The following is a 19,050-nucleotide window of genomic DNA, read 5'->3' on the forward strand; positions in this document are numbered from 1 at the left end:
CGCGCCAAACATACGGAATGTTTTCCACATTTCATGAAAGGAATAACTATATTTGCACCAAAAACTATATTTTTATGGATATCATCTATCTTATCGGAGGCCTCCTGCTCATACTTTCGGGAGCCAACGGGCTGACGGACGGCGCTTCCTCCGTAGCCAGGCATTTTCGTATCTCGCCCATCGTCATCGGGCTGACTATTGTCGCCTTCGGCACCTCTGCCCCGGAGCTGGCGGTCAGCGTATCTTCCGCCCTGAAAGGGAGCGCGGATATCGCCATCGGAAACGTGGTGGGAAGTAACCTGTTCAATACGCTGATGATTGTGGGCTGCACGGCACTCTTCGCCCCTATCGTCATTTCACAGAACACCTTACGGAAGGAAATTCCCCTCTGTATCCTCTCCTCCGTTGTCCTGTTGGTCTGCGCCAACGATGTCCTGCTGAACCATGAGCCGGAGAACCTGCTCAGTACCACCGACGGGTTGTTGTTGCTTTGCTTCTTTGTCATCTTCTTAGGATATACGTTCTCCATCGCTTTCCAAGGGAAGCAGGAGGGGGAGACGGAAGAGAAAGTCAGCCAGCTGCCGATGTGGCGGTCTGTCCTGTACATCGTAGGCGGTCTGGGGGCATTGATAGTCGGCGGCGACCTGTTCGTGAATGGTGCCAGCGGTATCGCCCGCAGCTTGGGAGCCAGCGAATCGGTCATCGGGCTTACCCTTGTGGCAGGCGGAACGTCTCTGCCGGAGCTTGCCACATCCATCGTTGCCGCCCTGAAGAGGAATCCGGAGATTGCCATCGGAAACGCCATCGGCAGCAACCTGTTCAATATCTTCTTCGTATTGGGTTGCAGTGCCACCATCACGCCACTGCACTTCACGGGAATCACTAATTTCGACCTGTTGACGCTGGTCGGTTCGGGCATCCTGTTGTGGCTGTTCGGCCTGTTCTTCGCCAAACGGACCATCACGCGCATCGAAGGCAGCATACTGGTGCTTTGCTACATAGCATATACGATTGCGCTGATCTATAAATAATTTAACTTTCGCAAGTAATGTATGAACGGACCGGAAGCCCAAGAAAAGATAAATCCAGTACAAGGCAGACCTCCGCAAACGCATAAATTTGCCTCGTGAGATGAATGATTTTGCCTCGTGAGACAGATAAAATCATCTCATGAGATGATTTTATTCAGCCCACGAGACGATTTTATTCAGCTCATGAGCCAAATTTAGCCGTCTCGCAAGAAAAACGACTAAATATAGGAAAATGTATTATTTTTACTCTCTCAGCACGTGGTATTTTAAAGATTATCATGTATCTTTGCCACTTTATTAGACGTATGACCATGGCAATAACAATCAAAAAAGTTTCCACAAGCAGAGACTTGAAACGGTTCATCCGTTTCAACTACCAACTATATAAGGGCAACCCCTACTCTGTCCCCGACCTTTACGATGACATGCTCAACACCTTCAACAAGAAAAAGAATGCTGCATTCGAATTCTGTGAAGCTGACTATTTCCTCGCCTACAAGGACAACCGGATAGTAGGACGCGTAGCCGCCATCATCAACCACAAGGCCAACCAGACCTGGAACAAGAAAGACGTCCGCTTCGGATGGATCGACTTCATCGACGATCCGGAAGTCTCCGAAGCCCTTATCCGCACCGTGGAGGAATGGGGAAAGGAACGCGGCATGACCCACATACAAGGCCCGCTGGGCTTCACCGACTTCGATGCCGAAGGTATGCTCATCGAAGGATATGACCAACTCAGTACAATGGCAACCATCTACAACTATCCCTACTACCCGCAACACATGGAGCGTATGGGTTTCGAGAAAGACGCCGACTGGGTGGAATTCAAGATTTACATCCCCGACGCCATACCGGACAAGCATAAACGCATCTCCGACCTTATCCAGCGGAAATACAACCTCAAGATAAAAAAATACACATCACCCAAGAAGATTGCTCAGGAATACGGACAAGCCATCTTCGAACTGATGAACGAAGCCTACAAGCCCCTGTTCGGCTACTCCGCCCTGTCGCAACGGCAGATTGACCAATACGTAAAGATGTATCTCCCCATCGTAGACCTGCGCATGGTGACGCTCATCACGGACGCCGACGACCAGCTGATTGCCGTAGGTATCTCCATGCCGTCACTTTCCGAAGCCCTTCAGAAAGCACACGGGCGGCTGTTACCCCTTGGATGGTATCACCTGCTCAAGACCCTCTTCCTGAAGAAATATCCCAAGGCGCTCGACCTGCTGCTCGTTGCCGTAAAACCCGAATACCAGAACAAAGGGGTAAACGCGCTGCTCTTCTCTGACCTTATCCCTGTTTATCAGCAACTCGGCTTCGAGTACGCCGAAAGCAACCCCGAACTGGAAATGAACGGCAAAGTGCAAGCCCAGTGGGAGTACTTCAGGACCGAACAGCATAAGCGCAGACGCTGCTTTGTAAGGGAGATAGGAAAGCTGAAATAATCTGAAGAATCCCGACGGAATTTAGCGGCTAATCCGAAATATTACCATAACTTTTTGGATCGTAATCCAAAATATTACTATGATTTTTTGGATTAGCCGCTAAAAGTCTCTATTTCCGACCCACCTGTTTTCCCTGCCACCTTCCTGAAGAGTTATCCGATAAAGGAAACGGCTGTGGTGCCCCCTGCGAACTACCTGGAATTTGTGAACTTTTGATAAACCTAAAAAACTCTTTTTGTATATATTGTATATAAATCATATATTTGCAGGAAAACAGAAAAAAGAGCAGGGTTATGGAAGCTACGGCTATTCTAACCACCAGAAATCCATGAAAGAAGAAAATACCAACAACAGTCTCCCCCTCGATGAACCGGCAGTGTCCTACACCGACGACAACATCCGCCACCTTGACGACATGGAACACATCCGTGTCCGTTCGGGCATGTACATCGGCCGCCTGGGTGACGGTTCGCAAAGCGACGACGGTATCTACGTGTTGCTGAAAGAAGTGATGGACAACAGTATCGACGAGTTCAAGATGGGAGCCGGCAAACGAATAGAGGTCAAGATAGAAGACGATCTGCGCGTCAGCGTACGTGACTACGGACGGGGCATCCCGCAAGGCAAGCTGATAGAAGCAGTCAGCAAGCTGAATACCGGCGGCAAGTACGACAGTAAGGCGTTCAAGAAGAGTGTCGGACTGAACGGTGTGGGCATCAAGGCGGTCAATGCGTTGAGCAGCCACTTTGAAGTGCGCAGTTACCGCGACGGCAAGATGCGTGCCGCCACTTTCGAGAAAGGCGTGTTGCAAAGCGACCGAACCGAAGAGAGCACCGAAGAGAACGGTACGTTCATCTTCTTTGAACCGGACAACACGCTCTTCCTGAACTACGCTTTCCAGAACCAATTCGTGGAGACGTTGCTGCGCAACTATACCTACCTGAATACAGGGCTTACCTTCATCTACAACGGACAACGCATCGTCTCCCGCCACGGACTGGAAGACCTGCTGAAAGACAACATGACCAGCGAGGGCCTTTACGACATCATCCATCTGAAAGGGGAAGACATCGAAATAGCCTTCACGCATACCAACCAATATGGCGAAGAGTATTACTCTTTCGTCAACGGACAGCATACCACACAGGGCGGTACACACCAGAGTGCCCTGAAAGAGCACATCGCCCGCACCATCAAGGAGTTCTATAACAAGAGCCAGGAGTACGCCGACATCCGCAACGGGCTGGTGGCAGCCATTGCCATCGACGTAGAAGAGCCAATGTTCGAGAGCCAGACCAAAACGAAGTTGGGAAGCAACAACATGTGGCCCGCCGTGCCGCAGGAGAACAAGCCTGCCGGTCCCACGGTGAACAAGTACGTGGGAGACTTCATCAAGACGGAAGTGGACAACTATCTCCACAAGAATCCGCTGGTGGCAGAAGTCATGCTGCAAAAGATACAGGACTCCGAGAAGGAGCGCAAAGCCATCGCCGGCGTCACCAAGCTGGCACGCGAACGCGCCAAGAAAGCCAACCTGCACAACCGCAAGCTGCGCGACTGCCGCTATCACCTCAACGACGGCAAGGGAAAGGAACAGGAGGCAGAATCATGCATCTTCATCACCGAGGGTGACTCCGCCAGCGGTTCCATTACCAAAAGCCGCGACGTGAACACACAAGCCGTATTCAGCCTGCGCGGTAAACCGCTCAACTCATTCGGACTGACCAAGAAGGTGGTCTACGAGAACGAGGAATTCAACCTGCTGCAAGCTGCCCTCAACATCGAAGACGGCATCGAAGGGCTGCGCTACAACAAGGTGATTGCCGCTACCGATGCCGATGTGGACGGCATGCACATCCGCCTGCTACTCATCACCTTCTTCCTGCAATTCTTCCCCGACCTGATCAAGAAAGGACATGTATATATCCTGCAAACCCCGCTGTTCCGCGTGCGCAACAAAAAGAAGACGATCTATTGTTATACGGAAGAAGAACGGGTGAAAGCGATCGAGGAACTGGGACCGAACCCCGAAATCACCCGGTTCAAAGGTTTGGGAGAGATATCGCCCGACGAATTCCGCCACTTCATCGGTAAGGATATGCGCCTGGAGCAGGTTACTCTGCGCAAGACGGACCTCGTGAAAGAACTATTAGAGTTCTATATGGGCAAGAATACCATGGAGCGGCAGAACTTTATCATCAACAATCTGGTTATAGAAGAAGACTTGGCATCATGAGAAGGGCAATCTTTCCGGGGACGTTCGACCCGTTTACCATCGGTCACCTGTCGATAGTGACGCGTGCACTGACTTTTATGGATGAAGTCATCATCGGAATCGGTATCAACGAGAACAAGAACACGTATTTCCCCATTGGGCAACGCGTGAAGATGATACAGGATTTCTACCGGAACGAACCGCGCATCAAAGTCTGTTCGTACGACTGCCTGACGATTGATTTTGCCCGGCAGGTAGATGCACAGTTCATCATCCGGGGCATCCGTACCGTGAAGGATTTCGAGTACGAGGAAACCATTGCCGACATCAACCGCAAACTGGCGGGCATCGAGACCATCCTGCTCTTCACCGAGCCTGAACTGACGTGCATCAGCTCGACCACCGTCCGCGAACTGCTGCACTTCGGGAAAGACATCAGCCAGTTCATTCCCGAAGGGATGAAGATAGAGAGGGAAGAATAAGCGTCGGGCAAGTCTTCTTACGTCTGTCGGCCTAACTCCTTTAACTACTTGACTCCTTGACTACAGCCTATTTTTTATTTACGAAACTTGAATTAAACAATATATGAAAGGAATAATGAAGAGACTTCTTGTCTTAATGGTATGTGTAGGTGTCCTCGTTTCCGTACAGGCACAGAACAGGAACAACACGGCTGCACGTAAGTTGCAGATGGCAGAGTTTGCCATCGCCAACCTGTATGTCGACCCGGTGGACGAGAACAAACTGGCGGAAGAGGCAATCATACGTATGCTGGAGCAGCTCGACCCGCATTCCACGTACAACAACGCTGAGGAAGTGAAGAAAATGAACGAGCCCCTGCAAGGCAACTTCGAGGGTATAGGCGTACAGTTCCAGATGATAGAAGATACCCTGCTGGTCATACAGCCCGTCAGCAACGGCCCTTCCGAGAAGGTAGGCATTCTGGCAGGCGACCGCATTGTTGCAGTGAACGACAGTGCCATCGCCGGTGTGAAGATGTCCACGGAAGACATCATGTCGCGCCTGCGCGGCCCGAAAGGTTCGGAGGTGAAACTGACCGTTGTCCGCCGCGGTGTGGACGACGCCCTGTTCTTCAACGTAAAGCGTGACAAGATTCCCATCCTCAGCCTGGATGCTTCATATATGATACAGCCGAAGACCGGCTACATCCGCATCAACCGTTTCGGGGCAACCACCGCCGAAGAGTTCACCACTGCCCTCAAGGCGTTGCAGACGCAAGGCATGAAAGACCTGATACTCGACCTGCAAGGCAACGGAGGAGGATATCTGAATGCAGCCATCGACCTTGCCAACGAGTTCCTGCAACAGAAGGAACTGATCGTATATACGGAAGGCAGGGCGGCACAGCGCAGCAATTTCCATGCCCGCGGCACAGGCAACTTCAAGGAGGGACGCCTCATCGTGCTGGTGGACGAATATTCGGCTTCGGCAAGCGAAATCGTGACCGGCGCCATACAGGACTGGGACAGAGGTGTAGTGGTAGGCCGCCGCACCTTCGGCAAAGGTTTGGTGCAACGCCCCATCGACCTGCCCGACGGTTCCATGATACGACTGACCATCGCCCGCTATTATACCCCTTCGGGCCGCTGCATACAGAAGCCGTACGACCGTACTGCCAATCTGGACGGCAAGGGTGCAGGCGAAGGAAACGGACAGGAGAAATACAACATGGAGCTACTGGAGCGCTTCAACCACGGAGAAATGATGCACGCTGACAGTATCCACTTCCCCGATTCCCTGAAGTGTTCCACCAAGAAGCTGGGTCGCACCGTATATGGCGGAGGCGGCATCATGCCCGACTACTTTGTGCCGATTGACACCACGCAGTACACCGATTATCACCGTAACCTTGTAGCCAAAGGCATTATCATCAAGGCTACGACAAAGTACATCGAGAACCATCGGAAGGAACTGCAAGAGAAGTACAAAAAGTTTGAAGCTTTCAACAGCAAATTCAACATTGGCGAACCAATACTTGCAGACATACGCGCCGCCGCCGAGAAAGAGAAGGTCGAATTCAACGAAGAACAATACAACAAGTCGTTGCCCCTGATAAAGACACAGTTGAAAGCACTGATAGCCCGCGACCTGTGGGATATGAACGAGTACTATCAGGTGATGAACGCCACGAACAACAGTGTGCAACAGGCGCTCAGGATTCTGAACGAGAAGATTTACGAAGAGAAGTTGCCACGGTGACATTTTATGGAAGTTATCAAGAGTCAGAAAAGATTAGAAGAGTATATCAAAACGCTCTTTTCATGAAATATTTATCCCTGCTACAGAACACTGTAGCAGGGATAAATATTTCAATTCGGGCAATATGATACACTCTCTTTCTCACAAAAAACAGTTTGATTATTAAGAACAATAAATATGAAAAGAAGTATCTCTCTTTTGTTTCTCGCCTGCCTGCTTGTGTGCAATGCTTCTGCGCAGAACTGGGACATAAACACTTTGCACAAAGTAAACAGCTGGGACGGTAAATTCATCCGCAATTATAACAAGGTTATTTCCCGCACCGAACCTTATATCGCCATAGGAGTTCCGGTGGCAATGGCACTGACTGCTTGGGCAAAGCACGACCGCGAATTGTTGAAAGACGCCGTATACGTAGGTACCAGTGTTGCCGGTACGTTCGTGTTGACGTACGGTATGAAGTATCTTGTGGACCGCGAACGTCCGTTCGACCGTTATCCCGACCGGGTTCATGCCTATAGCTATGAATCCAGCCCCTCCTTCCCCTCAGCACATACGGCAACCGCATTCGCCCTGGCCACTTCGCTCAGCATAAAATATCCGAAGTGGTATGTGATCGCCCCTTCCGCCTTCTGGGCATGTTCCGTAGGAGTATCGCGCATGAACGAGGGTGTACACTACCCCTCTGATGTACTGGCAGGAGCAGCTATCGGTGCCGGATGTGCAGTGGTCAATATCTATGTAAACCGCTGGCTCAACAAATGGTTGTTCGGTAACTGATGTCTTTGGGTTCATCCGGAATTTGGAGTGATGTCATATTTTTGAATGTTTGTCATATCATCCCGCGGGCTTTCAGCCCATTGGACGATGCGATAACGTATCACTCGAAATGTCAGATGAACCCAAAAACAGCTTTACTTTTATCATTTCTGAAGATAATTTTGAAGCAAAAAAACAGCGAAACCGAAGCAAAAAACAACAGAAAATGGACAAAAAACAGCGAAAATCCTTCCGTTTCCGACAAAAATCCGATGAAAAACAACGAAAATCCAGTGAAAAACGATGAAAATTCATCAAAAAACAGCGGAAAACAAGCAGAAAATGACAAAAAACGAACGGAAAATGACGAAAAACAAGCGATTTTTAATGAAAAACAAGCGGAAAACAGTGAAAAACAAGTGATAAAAACGTCACATAAGCAGCACAAAACACTGATAAACAAATATTTGTACATAATTCCTTTGAAACAAGCAACACCAATACCTCCATATATATAAAAAGAAAAAAAGAAAGAAAGAAAAATATTTCTTCTACAGAAAAAGAAGAAGAAAAAGAAAAGGCGGAAAATGTCGTAAACAACCGGAACGTCCCGTCCGCTCCTCCGTCCTTGCCACCACGAGCGGCACCTGGAAAAACGCCGTAGTACGGATAAAAAGCCGCCGCATTTGCTGCCGTATCCCCTGGGGTTTGTCGGAATGTTGCCCCGCATTTGTCCGGAAAACCCCAGGGGAATCGGACACAAAGTCCGGGGCAATCCGGCAACTTAACATTCAGAGCGAAAGGAGGGGAGAGGGAGTTATCGAAAGTTATTCGGGAATTAACGGGAATTATCGGCCGATACCCTTTTGAGTTAGTAAGTTTTTGAGTTGGTAAGTTGGTAAGTTAGTGAGTCTGTAAGTTGGTAAATTAGTGAATTGGTAAGTTGGCATACTAACGAGAATAACTTAAAAACCCAAAATCTCAAAAACTTAAAAACTCAAAATAAAAGAGCTGTGCTTAATTACGGAATTATTTCTTTAATTCCTTGCTTAATCGATGTATTTCTTCTATTTTTGCGGAAGATAAGCAGAATACCCAAAAGAAAATATATTTTCTAACTATTAAATAATTTAAAATCAATCATTTATGTGGTTAAGTAATTCATCTGTAGGAAGGAAAGTGGTGATGAGCGTTACCGGTATCGCCCTTGTCCTGTTTCTGACGTTTCACATGGCGATGAACCTGGTTGCATTGATCTCGGCAGAGGGATACAACATGGTTTGTGAGTTCCTGGGAGCAAACTGGTACGCCTTGGCCGGCACGGCAGGTCTGGCCGCCCTTTTCATCATTCACATCATCTACGCTTTCTGGCTGACGATGCAGAACCGCAAAGCACGCGGTAGCGAACGTTATGCCGTAGTAGACAAACCCAAAACTGTGGAATGGGCTTCACAGAACATGCTCGTGTTGGGTCTTATCGTAATCGTAGGCTTATGCCTCCACTTGGTAAACTTCTGGTCGAAGATGCAGTTCCCCGAACTGATGCACAACATGGGGGTATGCACTGATACAGCAGCATTGCAGTTTGCTGCCGACGGCGTTTATCACATTCAGAACACATTCGGTAATCCGGTGCTCGTAGTGCTTTATCTCATTTGGCTTGCTGCACTGTGGTTCCACCTCACCCACGGTTTCTGGAGCTCTATGCAGTCTCTGGGCTGGAACAACAAAGTATGGATCAACCGTTGGAAATGCATCTCTAACATCTACTCAACGATCGTTGTTGCATGCTTCGCCCTGGTAATTGTTGTATTCTTCGTAAAATCGTTGATGTAAGTTTTTGAGTTCTTGAGTTTTTTGACTTCTTGAGTTGCCTTCCAGAAACCTTAGGAAACAACCCGGGAACCAATAAACTAAGAAACTGATAGACTAAAAAACTAATAAACTAAAATCATTATGACTAAGATAGATTCAAAAATTCCGGAAGGACCGGTGGCTGAGAAATGGACCAACTATAAAGCTCACCAGAAATTAGTTAACCCTGCCAACAAACGCCGTTTGGACATCATCGTGGTAGGTACAGGACTGGCAGGTGCTTCTGCCGCTGCCTCACTCGGTGAAATGGGCTTCAGAGTATTCAACTTCTGTATTCAAGATTCACCGCGCCGCGCACACTCCATCGCCGCACAAGGTGGTATCAATGCAGCCAAGAATTATCAAAATGACGGCGACTCCGTCTACCGTCTGTTCTACGATACAGTGAAAGGCGGTGACTACCGCGCACGCGAAGCCAATGTCTATCGTCTGGCTGAAGTATCAAACAATATCATCGACCAATGTGTGGCACAAGGTGTTCCCTTTGCCCGCGAATACGGCGGTACGCTCGACAACCGTTCATTCGGTGGCGCACAGGTATCACGTACTTTCTATGCCAAAGGCCAAACCGGACAGCAGCTGTTGCTGGGTGCCTATTCAGCACTGAGCCGCCAGGTGAATGCAGGTACCGTGAAACTTTATACCCGCTACGAAATGCAGGACGTTGTCCTCATCGACGGACGTGCCCGCGGTATCATTGCCAAGAACCTCGTGACAGGTAAGCTGGAACGCTTCGCCGCCCATGCAGTGGTTATCGCCACCGGTGGTTACGGTAATGCTTACTTCTTGTCTACCAACGCTATGGCTTGCAACTGCTCCGCAGCAATGGCTTGCTATCGCAAAGGTGCATGGTTCGCCAACCCGGCATACGTACAGATCCACCCGACCTGTATCCCCGTACACGGCGACAAGCAGTCCAAGCTGACTTTGATGTCAGAATCTCTGCGTAACGACGGCCGTATTTGGGTTCCGAAGAAGAAAGAAGATGCCGTAAAACTCCAGAAAGGCGAAATCAAAGGAAGCGATATTCCCGAAGAAGACCGCGACTACTATTTGGAACGCCGCTACCCGGCATTCGGTAACCTGGTTCCGCGTGACGTTGCCAGCCGTGCAGCCAAAGAGCGTTGCGATGCCGGCTTCGGCGTAAACAACACCGGTCTTGCCGTATTCCTCGACTTCTCCGAAGCTATCGGCCGTCTGGGTATTGACATTGTACTCCAACGTTATGGCAACCTCTTCGACATGTACGAAGAGATCACCGATGTTAATCCGGGCGAACTCGCCAAAGAAATCAACGGCGTGAAATACTACAACCCGATGATGATTTATCCGGCTATCCACTACACCATGGGTGGTATCTGGGTTGACTACGAACTGATGACCTCCATCAAGGGATTGTTCGCCATCGGCGAATGTAACTTCTCCGACCACGGTGCCAACCGCCTCGGTGCTTCTGCATTGATGCAGGGCTTGGCAGACGGTTACTTCGTATTGCCTTATACGATCCAGAACTATCTGGCAGACCAGATTACGGTTCCCCGCTTCTCTACCGACCTGCCTGAGTTCGCAGCTGCCGAAAAGGCCATTCAGGACAAGATAGACTGGATGATGAACATCAAGGGTAAGAAGTCTGTAGACTCTATCCATAAGGAACTGGGTCACGTGATGTGGGAATATGTAGGTATGGGCCGTACGGCAGAAGGCTTGAAGACCGGTCTTGCCAAACTGAAAGAGATCCGCAAGGAATTCGAGAAAGAACTGTTCATCCCGGGAGATAAGGAAGGCATGAACGTAGAGCTGGACAAGGCAATCCGCCTGTACGACTTCATCACCATGGGTGAACTCGTTGCCTACGATGCCCTGAACCGTAACGAAAGCTGCGGTGGCCACTTCCGCGAAGAGTACCAGACCGAGGAAGGCGAAGCAAAACGTGATGATGAAAACTTCTTCTACGTTGCTTGCTGGGAATATCAAGGCTCTGACGAAAAAGCACCTGAATTGCTGAAAGAACCGCTGGTTTACGAAGCTATTAAGGTACAAACTCGTAACTATAAGAGCTAAGAGAGTGACAAGCTACGTAGCTATGAGTGACAAGCTCAAGGCTACGGCCTGTCTAAGCATTAATTAACCCGCTATGGGCTGGAGCTCTTGTAGCTTATAGCTTGTAGCTTATTACTAAAAGAAACAATGGATAAAAATATATCATTTACGCTCAAGGTATGGCGCCAGAAGGGCCCGAAAGCAAAAGGCGCTTTTGAAACATACCAGATGAAAGATATCCCCGGCGATACTTCATTCCTTGAAATGCTGGATATCCTGAACGAACAACTGATTTCGGAAGGTAAAGAGCCCATCGTATTCGACCACGACTGCCGCGAAGGTATCTGCGGTATGTGCTCACTCTACATCAACGGACACCCGCACGGTCCTGCAACAGGTGCAACGACCTGCCAGATCTACATGCGTCGCTTCAACGATGGCGACACCATCACGGTTGAGCCGTGGCGTTCTGCCGGTTTCCCGGTGATCAAAGACTTGATGGTAGACCGTACGGCATACGACAAGATCATGCAGGCAGGCGGTTACGTCAGCGTACGTACAGGAGCTCCCCAAGATGCCAATGCTATCCTGATTCCGAAGCCTATCGCTGACGAAGCTATGGATGCTGCTTCCTGCATTGGTTGCGGCGCTTGTGTAGCTGCTTGTAAGAATGGTTCTGCCATGTTGTTCGTCTCTGCCAAAGTGAGCCAGCTGAACCTGTTGCCGCAAGGCAAACCGGAAGCATTGCGCCGCGCAAAGGCCATGTTGAGCAAGATGGACGAACTCGGCTTCGGTAACTGTACCAACACACGTGCCTGCGAAGCTGAATGTCCGAAGAACATTTCCATCAGCAACATCGCACGCCTGAACCGTGACTTCATCAAAGCTAAATTGAAAGACTAACCAGCCCTTTCTACATTTGATTAATATCAACAACTCCTCTGTCGGGCAACTGGCAGGGGAGTTTTTTTAACGATTAAAAGCCCTCAACTCTCCATTTTCAGTTCCTGACTGAACGAAACGATACTACCAAAAAGAAATCTCGTGCACGAAAACAGTGAATATCGGTGAAAGAAATTTAAAAGAAACCCAAACAAAAACTATTATTTTGGAGGAAATGCAGCAAATAGCTACTTTTGTGCAGTGATTTTTTTCATAGTATTAGATTTAAGGTTAACAAAGGTTGGAGTACGGCGGTACTCCTTTTTTTATGCCCCGACCTTATATCAGCAGGTGATACATCCCTCCCACCATTGCTTTGACCACTCCCTTCATCTCCAATTCGAAAAGCAAGGCAGTCATTTGGTTCACAGGCAGGTTGGCTTCCACCACCAAAGCATTGACATGCAAATCTCCCCGGGAAGACAGTATGCGGACGATCATCTCTTCCGTCTCACTCAGTTCGGGAAAAAGTTCACGCTGTATGCCCTTCTGTTTTGCGGATACTGCGGCAGAGTTCCAGCCCATAGCAGCCACAAAATCTTCAGCTGACTGGAAAAGAGCGGCTTTATTCTCGCGTATCAGCATATTGCAACCTCGTGAGTTTACGTCCGTGATACGCCCCGGAACGGCAAAACAATCACGATGATAACCCACAGCCAGATCGGCAGTAATCAAGGAACCGCCTTTCTCGGCAGACTCCACAACGATAGTCGCATCACTCATACCTGCCACAATGCGATTGCGACTGACAAAGTTATACCGGTCGGGATTGGTCTCAGTCAGAAATTCAGTAAGCAGTCCCCCATTTGCCAACATATCGACGGCCGTATTGCGGTGTACATAAGGATAAATGCGATCTAAACCATGCGCCAAGACCGCCACCGTAGAAAGATGGTTTGCCAATGCCGCACGGTGCGAATGGATATCAATGCCGTATGCCAATCCGCTCGCGACCAGCACATCGGGACACAGCGCTGCCAGTTCGCGAAGGAAATCGGCACAGAACTGTTTACCATATTCCGTGGCATTGCGCGTACCTACCATGGCAATAACATGGAGACGATTGAAGTCAACATTCCCTTTGAAGAAAAGAGCCACCGGAGCATCGTCACACTCCCGAAGGCGCGAGGGATAGGCTTCGTCTTTCAGTGTAAGACACATCAAACGGTTCTTCTCCACAAACTCCATCTCCTGCTCGGCACGAGAGAAAGCCGCAGGACTATCCAGTGCAGCAACCACAGCGGGAGTTACGCCAGGCAGCAAATCAGGCAATTCCTTACGCTGGCGAAAAACCTCGGCGGCACTACCCATGCCGTCAATTAAACGTTTTGCCCCGATATGTCCTATACCGGGGCAGAGAGTGAGTGCTATGCTGCAAATACGTTCGTCGTTGTTCATGGCAGGGGATGGTTAATGATGAAGGGCAGATGGTTAACGGTTGGCGGCAAGATAAGGTTCAAAGATAGTATCGAACAACTCACTGTCGCTCAAACGCCCATTCACCACACATACGGTTTCCACTGTCGCTTTTATAGCTATTTTATTATCGCTTTTCCGGAAGATGTCCTGATAGAACACATACTTGATGCCTTCTTTTACCATATAAAGTTTGGAGACAAACAGGTCTCCACTCTTCAGCGGGGTCTTGAATGCCATATTGATACGTGCCACTACCGGATCTACTCCCTGCTCATGCAGTTTGGCAAAACTCACACCCGTTGACAGCAGAAATTCGTGGCGCGTATGCTCCAGATAATGCTGGTAATTCGCATTGTTCACGATGCCTTGCAGGTCACACTCATAGTCCCGCACTTTCATCTCCAATTCATAGATATATTTTCCCATAACTAAACTATAAAGTCATACTTAAACTGTAAAAAGACACGCCATCATACCTCACGTCATCCACGGGTTTTCTCAATGTCCAGTCCCTTGAATCTTTTCAGTTCCTCGGTAGAGACCAACTTATAGAGTTTATCGCTGGGACGTATCTTACCCGCTTTCATCGAGAAATGTTCCCCTTTCTTCACGGTCTGTACGGGCTTCAGGTCAACCCGTGCTTCTTCGAGTGTAGTGAACACTGCCCCTGTGGTAGGTCCTGTAATCAGCAGTTTGTCTCCCACATTCAGTTCGGCAGCTTCTACCAGAAATTCCGCTACACCGATATTGGAGAAATACCTGATACCTTTTCCTACGTATATCTTACGTTCGGTAGCGGCAGAGCCGTAGTTCTTGGTCCATTCGCCAAGACGTTGTCCCAGATAATATCCGTCCCAGAAACCACGGTTGAAGACGGTTTTCAGCCGTTCATCCCAGGCAGTAATCTTCTCGTCGGTGAAAGTGCCGTTCAGATAAGCGCGGATGGCTTCTTTGTAGCACTCCACTACCGTACGCACATACTCAGGCCCACGGGCACGACCTTCTATCTTGAAGACACGTACGCCGGCATCCATCATTTTGTTCATGAAATGGATAGTCTTCAGATCCTTGGGCGACATGATGTATTGGTTATCTACTTCCAGTTCCACATCCGTCTCCTTGTCGCGCACGATGTACGAACGGCGGCACACCTGCATGCAGGCACCCCGGTTGGCCGAATTGTTCATCTCATGCAGCGAGAGGTAGCACTTTCCACTGACCGCCATGCAGAGCGCGCCATGACAGAACATTTCGATACGGATAGGCTGACCACTGGGTCCGCAGATGTTCTCTTCGCAAATGTGCCGGTAGATTTCCGCCACTTGTTCCAGCTTCAGTTCGCGTGCCAGTACCACCACATCGGCAAACTGGGCATAGAAGCGGAGCGCTTCTACGTTGGAGATGTTCAGTTGGGTACTGAGATGCACTTCCTGTCCGATCTGCCTTGCATAACTCATCACAGCCACGTCTGCCGCAATCACGGCAGAGATACCCGCTGCCTTGGCGGCATCTACAATGGTACGCATCAGTGGAATATCTTGATCGTATATAATGGTGTTGACTGTGAGATAACTCTTCATCCCATGTTCGTCGCAGGTACGGGCTATCTCCCGCAGATCGTCGATAGTGAACGTATTTGCCGAACGGGCACGCATATTCAAATTCTCAATGCCGAAATAGATGGAATCGGCTCCAGCCTGTATGGCCGCCGCAAGCGACTCGCGGGAGCCGACGGGCGCCATGATTTCAAAATCATTCAGTTTCATTATTCTTCATTACTTAAAATGAGACTTCGGAGACAAAGGTAGCTCTTTTTTGTAGCAGAGCGTTCTTTTTTCCGTATTTTTGCAGCGAAATAATCATATTACTTCTATAGATTCATGAAAATAGGCCATATAGACTTGGGCGAACGCCCCATATTTTTAGCCCCAATGGAAGATGTCACCGATCCTGCTTTCCGACTGATGTGCAAGAACTTCGGCGCCGACATGGTATACACCGAATTTGTTTCGGCCGATGCCCTGATACGTTCCGTCAGCAAGACCGAACAGAAACTGAACATCAGTGATGAAGAGCGTCCCGTCGCCATACAGATATACGGCAAGGATACGGCAACGATGGTAGAAGCTGCCCGCATCGTAGAAGAGGCTCGTCCGGACCTGCTGGACCTGAACTTTGGTTGTCCCGTAAAGCGGGTGGCAGGCAAGGGTGCAGGCGCAGGTATGTTGCAAAACACCCCTAAGATGCTGGAAATTACCCGCGCAGTAGTAGATGCTGTAAACATCCCCGTCACCGTAAAAACCCGCTTAGGTTGGGATGCGAACAGCAAAATCATTGTAGAACTTGCCGAACAGTTGCAAGATTGTGGCATCGCCGCACTCACCATACATGGCCGTACCCGTGCACAGATGTACACCGGCGAAGCCGACTGGACGCTGATTGGCGAAGTGAAGAAGAACCCGCGCATGCATATTCCCATCATCGGCAACGGTGACATCACTACCCCCCAACGGGCAAAGGAGTGTTTTGACCTTTACGGAGTGGATGCCATCATGATAGGACGTGCCAGCTTCGGACGGCCATGGATCTTCAAGGAAGTGAAACACTATCTGGAGACAGGCGAAGAGTTAACGCCGCTCAGTTCCGAATGGAAACTGAACGTGCTGCGGCAAGAAGTGGAAGACAGTGTCCGATTGCTGGACGAGAGAAGGGGCATACTACACGTACGCCGGCATTTGGCGGCAAGTCCGCTCTTCAAGGGAATACCCAATTTCAGGGAAACGCGCATCGCAATGTTACGCGCAGAGACTCAAAAAGAACTGTTCGACTTGTTTGCAACCATAGAAGAACTATTGCCTTGAAAATACTTGCGGAGCCTTTTCTGAAAATACTTCCTACATTCGGAATAAAAAAATAATTGTCCGAAAACTTGAAATACAGAAAAAAAGCCTACTTTTGCAGGGTATTTGATAACAGGAAAACATACTACAATATGAAAAGGAGCGCATTTGCCATTATTACATTCTTGCTTTTCGCCATTACTGCAAACGGGCAGTCCATTGAGGAAATACAGTCGAGCAAAGACTACATCTGGGGGACCGGAAACGCCTCCACGCTGAAGAAAGCCGACAATGAAGCCCTTGCTGCACTCATCAGTCAGATCTCCACCAATGTATCTTCCAAGTTCGAACAACTGACGGAAGGCGGAACGAATGGCGACCAAGCAACCGTAGACGAGACATTCAAATCGGTCATCAACACCTATTCGCGCGCCACGCTGAACAACACCCGGCGCATTGTGATACAGAATGAACCGGAAGCCGTTGTCATGCGCTACATCAAGGTAGCCGAGATACAAAAGATCTTCGACGGACGAAAAACTAAAATACTCGATTTCGTGCAGGAGGGTATGCATGCCGAGAAAAAAGCACAAGTGGCAGACGCATTACGCTACTACTATTGGGCTCTCGTCCTGCTGCAAAGCTATCCCGATGGAAACTTCCTCACTACAAAAGACGAAGATGATGGCAAAGAGCTGTTACTCGCCACGTGGATACCCAAACAGATGAATGACATCTTCTCCAACCTGAAAGTGAGCATGGAGAGCACACATCTGGACGGTGATCTGAAGACCATCAATCTACGAGTGACCTACAAAGGACAACCGGCACGCAACTATGATTATACCTACTTCGACGGACGAGACTGGTCCAACATCTTCTCTGCCAAGGATGGCACGGGCATCGTAGAACTGCCGGCACTTGCCAGCGCACGCAACCTGCAATTGCGCACAGAATACATGTTCGAGGGCGAAGCCAACATCGACAACGAACTGGCGGAAGTCATGGGAACCATCAATCCCATATCCATGCGCAACTGCGCACTGAAACTGGAAGGAGAAGAGCCTAAGCCCGGTGAAGAAAAGACGGAAAACGTCCTGATGGCCGATGCCGACAGTGCCACGACCACGAACAGTGGCATGCATTTCTTATCGAACATAGAATCTGCTGCCTACGAAGAGACTATGAAGAAGGTGGAGAGTGCCATACGCACACGCAACTACGACGGCATCCAGTCACTCTGCACCGAAAGCGGCTACGACATGTTCAACCGTCTTATCAAGTACGGGCAAGCCAAGATTATCAGCGAACCACAATTCAAATTCCTGGAGTGCAATGGAGAGATCACGTGCCGCAGCCTGCCTATGAGTTTCAAGTTCAAGAGCAACCAGCGCACCTTTGTGGAAGACGTCGTCTTCACCCTCAACAAGGAGGGGAAAATAGACTGCCTTTCCTTCGGCCTCAACAAGCCTGCCGTGGACGACATCATGAACCAGACTTCATGGAACGATACCGTACGCAACGTGCTTATCAATTTCCTGGAAAGCTACAAGACGGCATACGCCCTGAAACGCTACGAATACATCAACAGTATCTTCTCGGACGACGCGCTGATCATCACCGGTTCGGTACTGAAACATACCGTGGCCAACGAAGGACAACCCATGAGCAAGCAGGCCGTGAAATACACCCGTCAGACCAAGTCGGAGTATATGAAGAAACTGCAACACATCTTCCGCAGCTCGGAGTTCATCAACCTGCGTTTCGCCGACAACCAAGTGCGCAAGTCGGGTGTAGGAGGCGAAATCTATGGTATACAGATCAAGCAGGACTACTTCTCGTCCAGCTATGGGGACACGGGATACCTGTTCCTGATGGTCGACCTGAATAATCCCAAAGAACCGGTTATCCACGTGCGTACCTGGCAACCGGAAAAAGACCCGAACTTCGGGCTGATAGACCTGAGCCATTTCTAAAAATCCTCTGCTAATTCTTACAGTCGCATACCGTGAAGGTATGTCAGAACCGATTTATTACAAATATCCGGATTATCACAAATTATCTAACTTGATCATTAAATATATTTGTGGCAATCCGGATAATTTATAGTGAGTTTTGACATACCTCCATGTCGTATCATATGAATAGAATCAGAATTCATCAAAAATTGACCCTATACCCCCTGCTAAAGCTTAACAAAAGGACAACGGAAATTTAGTAAAACCCCACTAATTTTTCACTAAAAATTCTCC

The 19,050-nt window shown here is 49.1% G+C and carries 15 protein-coding genes; 12 read left to right on the forward strand and 3 right to left on the reverse strand.

All coding sequences use genetic code 11. The features are described from left to right. Positions 1 to 74: 74 nt before the first annotated feature. The 10 genes from QZ323_RS03270 to QZ323_RS03315 all read left to right on the forward strand — a co-directional run bounded on the left by QZ323_RS03270 (position 75) and on the right by QZ323_RS03315 (position 12,500). Positions 75 to 1,031, forward strand: coding sequence for a calcium/sodium antiporter (locus QZ323_RS03270; protein WP_294632731.1), 957 nt, complete (start codon positions 75 to 77; stop codon positions 1,029 to 1,031). Between the two features lie 311 nt (positions 1,032 to 1,342). After that, positions 1,343 to 2,488 (forward strand): N-acetyltransferase, encoded by a 1,146-nt coding sequence (locus QZ323_RS03275; protein ID WP_294632733.1) that lies wholly within the window; start codon positions 1,343 to 1,345, stop codon positions 2,486 to 2,488. 328 nt (positions 2,489 to 2,816) lie between these two features. Further along, positions 2,817 to 4,724, forward strand: coding sequence for a DNA topoisomerase IV subunit B (locus tag QZ323_RS03280; RefSeq protein ID WP_294632734.1), 1,908 nt, complete (start codon positions 2,817 to 2,819; stop codon positions 4,722 to 4,724). After that, positions 4,721 to 5,185, forward strand: a complete 465-nt coding sequence (gene coaD / locus QZ323_RS03285) for a pantetheine-phosphate adenylyltransferase (protein ID WP_294632735.1) — start codon at positions 4,721 to 4,723, stop codon at positions 5,183 to 5,185. Before QZ323_RS03280 ends, coaD begins: the two co-directional genes overlap by 4 nt. A 115-nt stretch (positions 5,186 to 5,300) precedes the next feature. Then, positions 5,301 to 6,923 (forward strand): S41 family peptidase, encoded by a 1,623-nt coding sequence (locus QZ323_RS03290; RefSeq protein ID WP_294632781.1) that lies wholly within the window; start codon positions 5,301 to 5,303, stop codon positions 6,921 to 6,923. A 177-nt stretch (positions 6,924 to 7,100) separates the two neighbouring features. Continuing rightward, positions 7,101 to 7,703 carry a phosphatase PAP2 family protein gene (locus QZ323_RS03295; RefSeq protein ID WP_294632738.1) on the forward strand — a complete coding sequence of 201 codons (603 nt, stop codon included), beginning with the start codon at positions 7,101 to 7,103 and terminating at the stop codon, positions 7,701 to 7,703. Positions 7,704 to 7,819: 116 nt separating this feature from the next. After that, positions 7,820 to 8,200, forward strand: coding sequence for a hypothetical protein (locus QZ323_RS03300; protein ID WP_294632739.1), 381 nt, complete (start codon positions 7,820 to 7,822; stop codon positions 8,198 to 8,200). Between the two features lie 628 nt (positions 8,201 to 8,828). Then, positions 8,829 to 9,518 carry a succinate dehydrogenase/fumarate reductase cytochrome b subunit gene (locus QZ323_RS03305; RefSeq protein WP_294632741.1) on the forward strand — a complete coding sequence of 230 codons (690 nt, stop codon included), beginning with the start codon at positions 8,829 to 8,831 and terminating at the stop codon, positions 9,516 to 9,518. A gap of 120 nt (positions 9,519 to 9,638) precedes the next feature. Further along, positions 9,639 to 11,618, forward strand: a complete 1,980-nt coding sequence (locus QZ323_RS03310; RefSeq protein ID WP_294632743.1) for a fumarate reductase/succinate dehydrogenase flavoprotein subunit — start codon at positions 9,639 to 9,641, stop codon at positions 11,616 to 11,618. 126 nt (positions 11,619 to 11,744) lie between these two features. After that, a complete protein-coding gene (locus QZ323_RS03315) occupies positions 11,745 to 12,500 on the forward strand; it encodes a succinate dehydrogenase/fumarate reductase iron-sulfur subunit (protein ID WP_294632745.1) in 756 nt (251 codons plus the stop codon). Positions 12,501 to 12,818: 318 nt separating this feature from the next. Here QZ323_RS03315 and dprA read toward each other — a convergent pair whose 3' ends face one another. The 3 genes from dprA to QZ323_RS03330 are packed head-to-tail and all read right to left on the reverse strand — an operon-like array spanning position 12,819 to position 15,724. Beyond that, complete coding sequence (dprA, locus tag QZ323_RS03320) at positions 12,819 to 13,937, reverse strand: DNA-processing protein DprA (protein WP_294632747.1); 1,119 nt, start codon at positions 13,935 to 13,937, stop codon at positions 12,819 to 12,821. Positions 13,938 to 13,970: 33 nt separating this feature from the next. Beyond that, positions 13,971 to 14,384: an acyl-CoA thioesterase gene (locus tag QZ323_RS03325; RefSeq protein WP_294632749.1), complete on the reverse strand. Its 414-nt coding sequence runs from the start codon at positions 14,382 to 14,384 to the stop codon at positions 13,971 to 13,973. Positions 14,385 to 14,440: 56 nt separating this feature from the next. Beyond that, positions 14,441 to 15,724 (reverse strand): peptidase U32 family protein, encoded by a 1,284-nt coding sequence (locus tag QZ323_RS03330; RefSeq protein WP_294632750.1) that lies wholly within the window; start codon positions 15,722 to 15,724, stop codon positions 14,441 to 14,443. A gap of 114 nt (positions 15,725 to 15,838) precedes the next feature. Here QZ323_RS03330 and dusB point away from each other — a divergent pair, with 114 nt between their 5' ends. Both dusB and QZ323_RS03340 read left to right on the forward strand, forming a co-directional pair. After that, positions 15,839 to 16,819, forward strand: a complete 981-nt coding sequence (dusB, locus tag QZ323_RS03335) for a tRNA dihydrouridine synthase DusB (RefSeq protein WP_294632751.1) — start codon at positions 15,839 to 15,841, stop codon at positions 16,817 to 16,819. A gap of 131 nt (positions 16,820 to 16,950) precedes the next feature. Continuing rightward, entirely contained in the window at positions 16,951 to 18,774 is a 1,824-nt protein-coding gene (locus QZ323_RS03340; protein WP_294632753.1) for an LPP20 family lipoprotein, read from the forward strand. Positions 18,775 to 19,050 lie beyond the last annotated feature (276 nt).

Source organism: uncultured Bacteroides sp. (assembly GCF_910585845.1).
GTDB lineage: Bacteria > Bacteroidota > Bacteroidia > Bacteroidales > Bacteroidaceae > Bacteroides.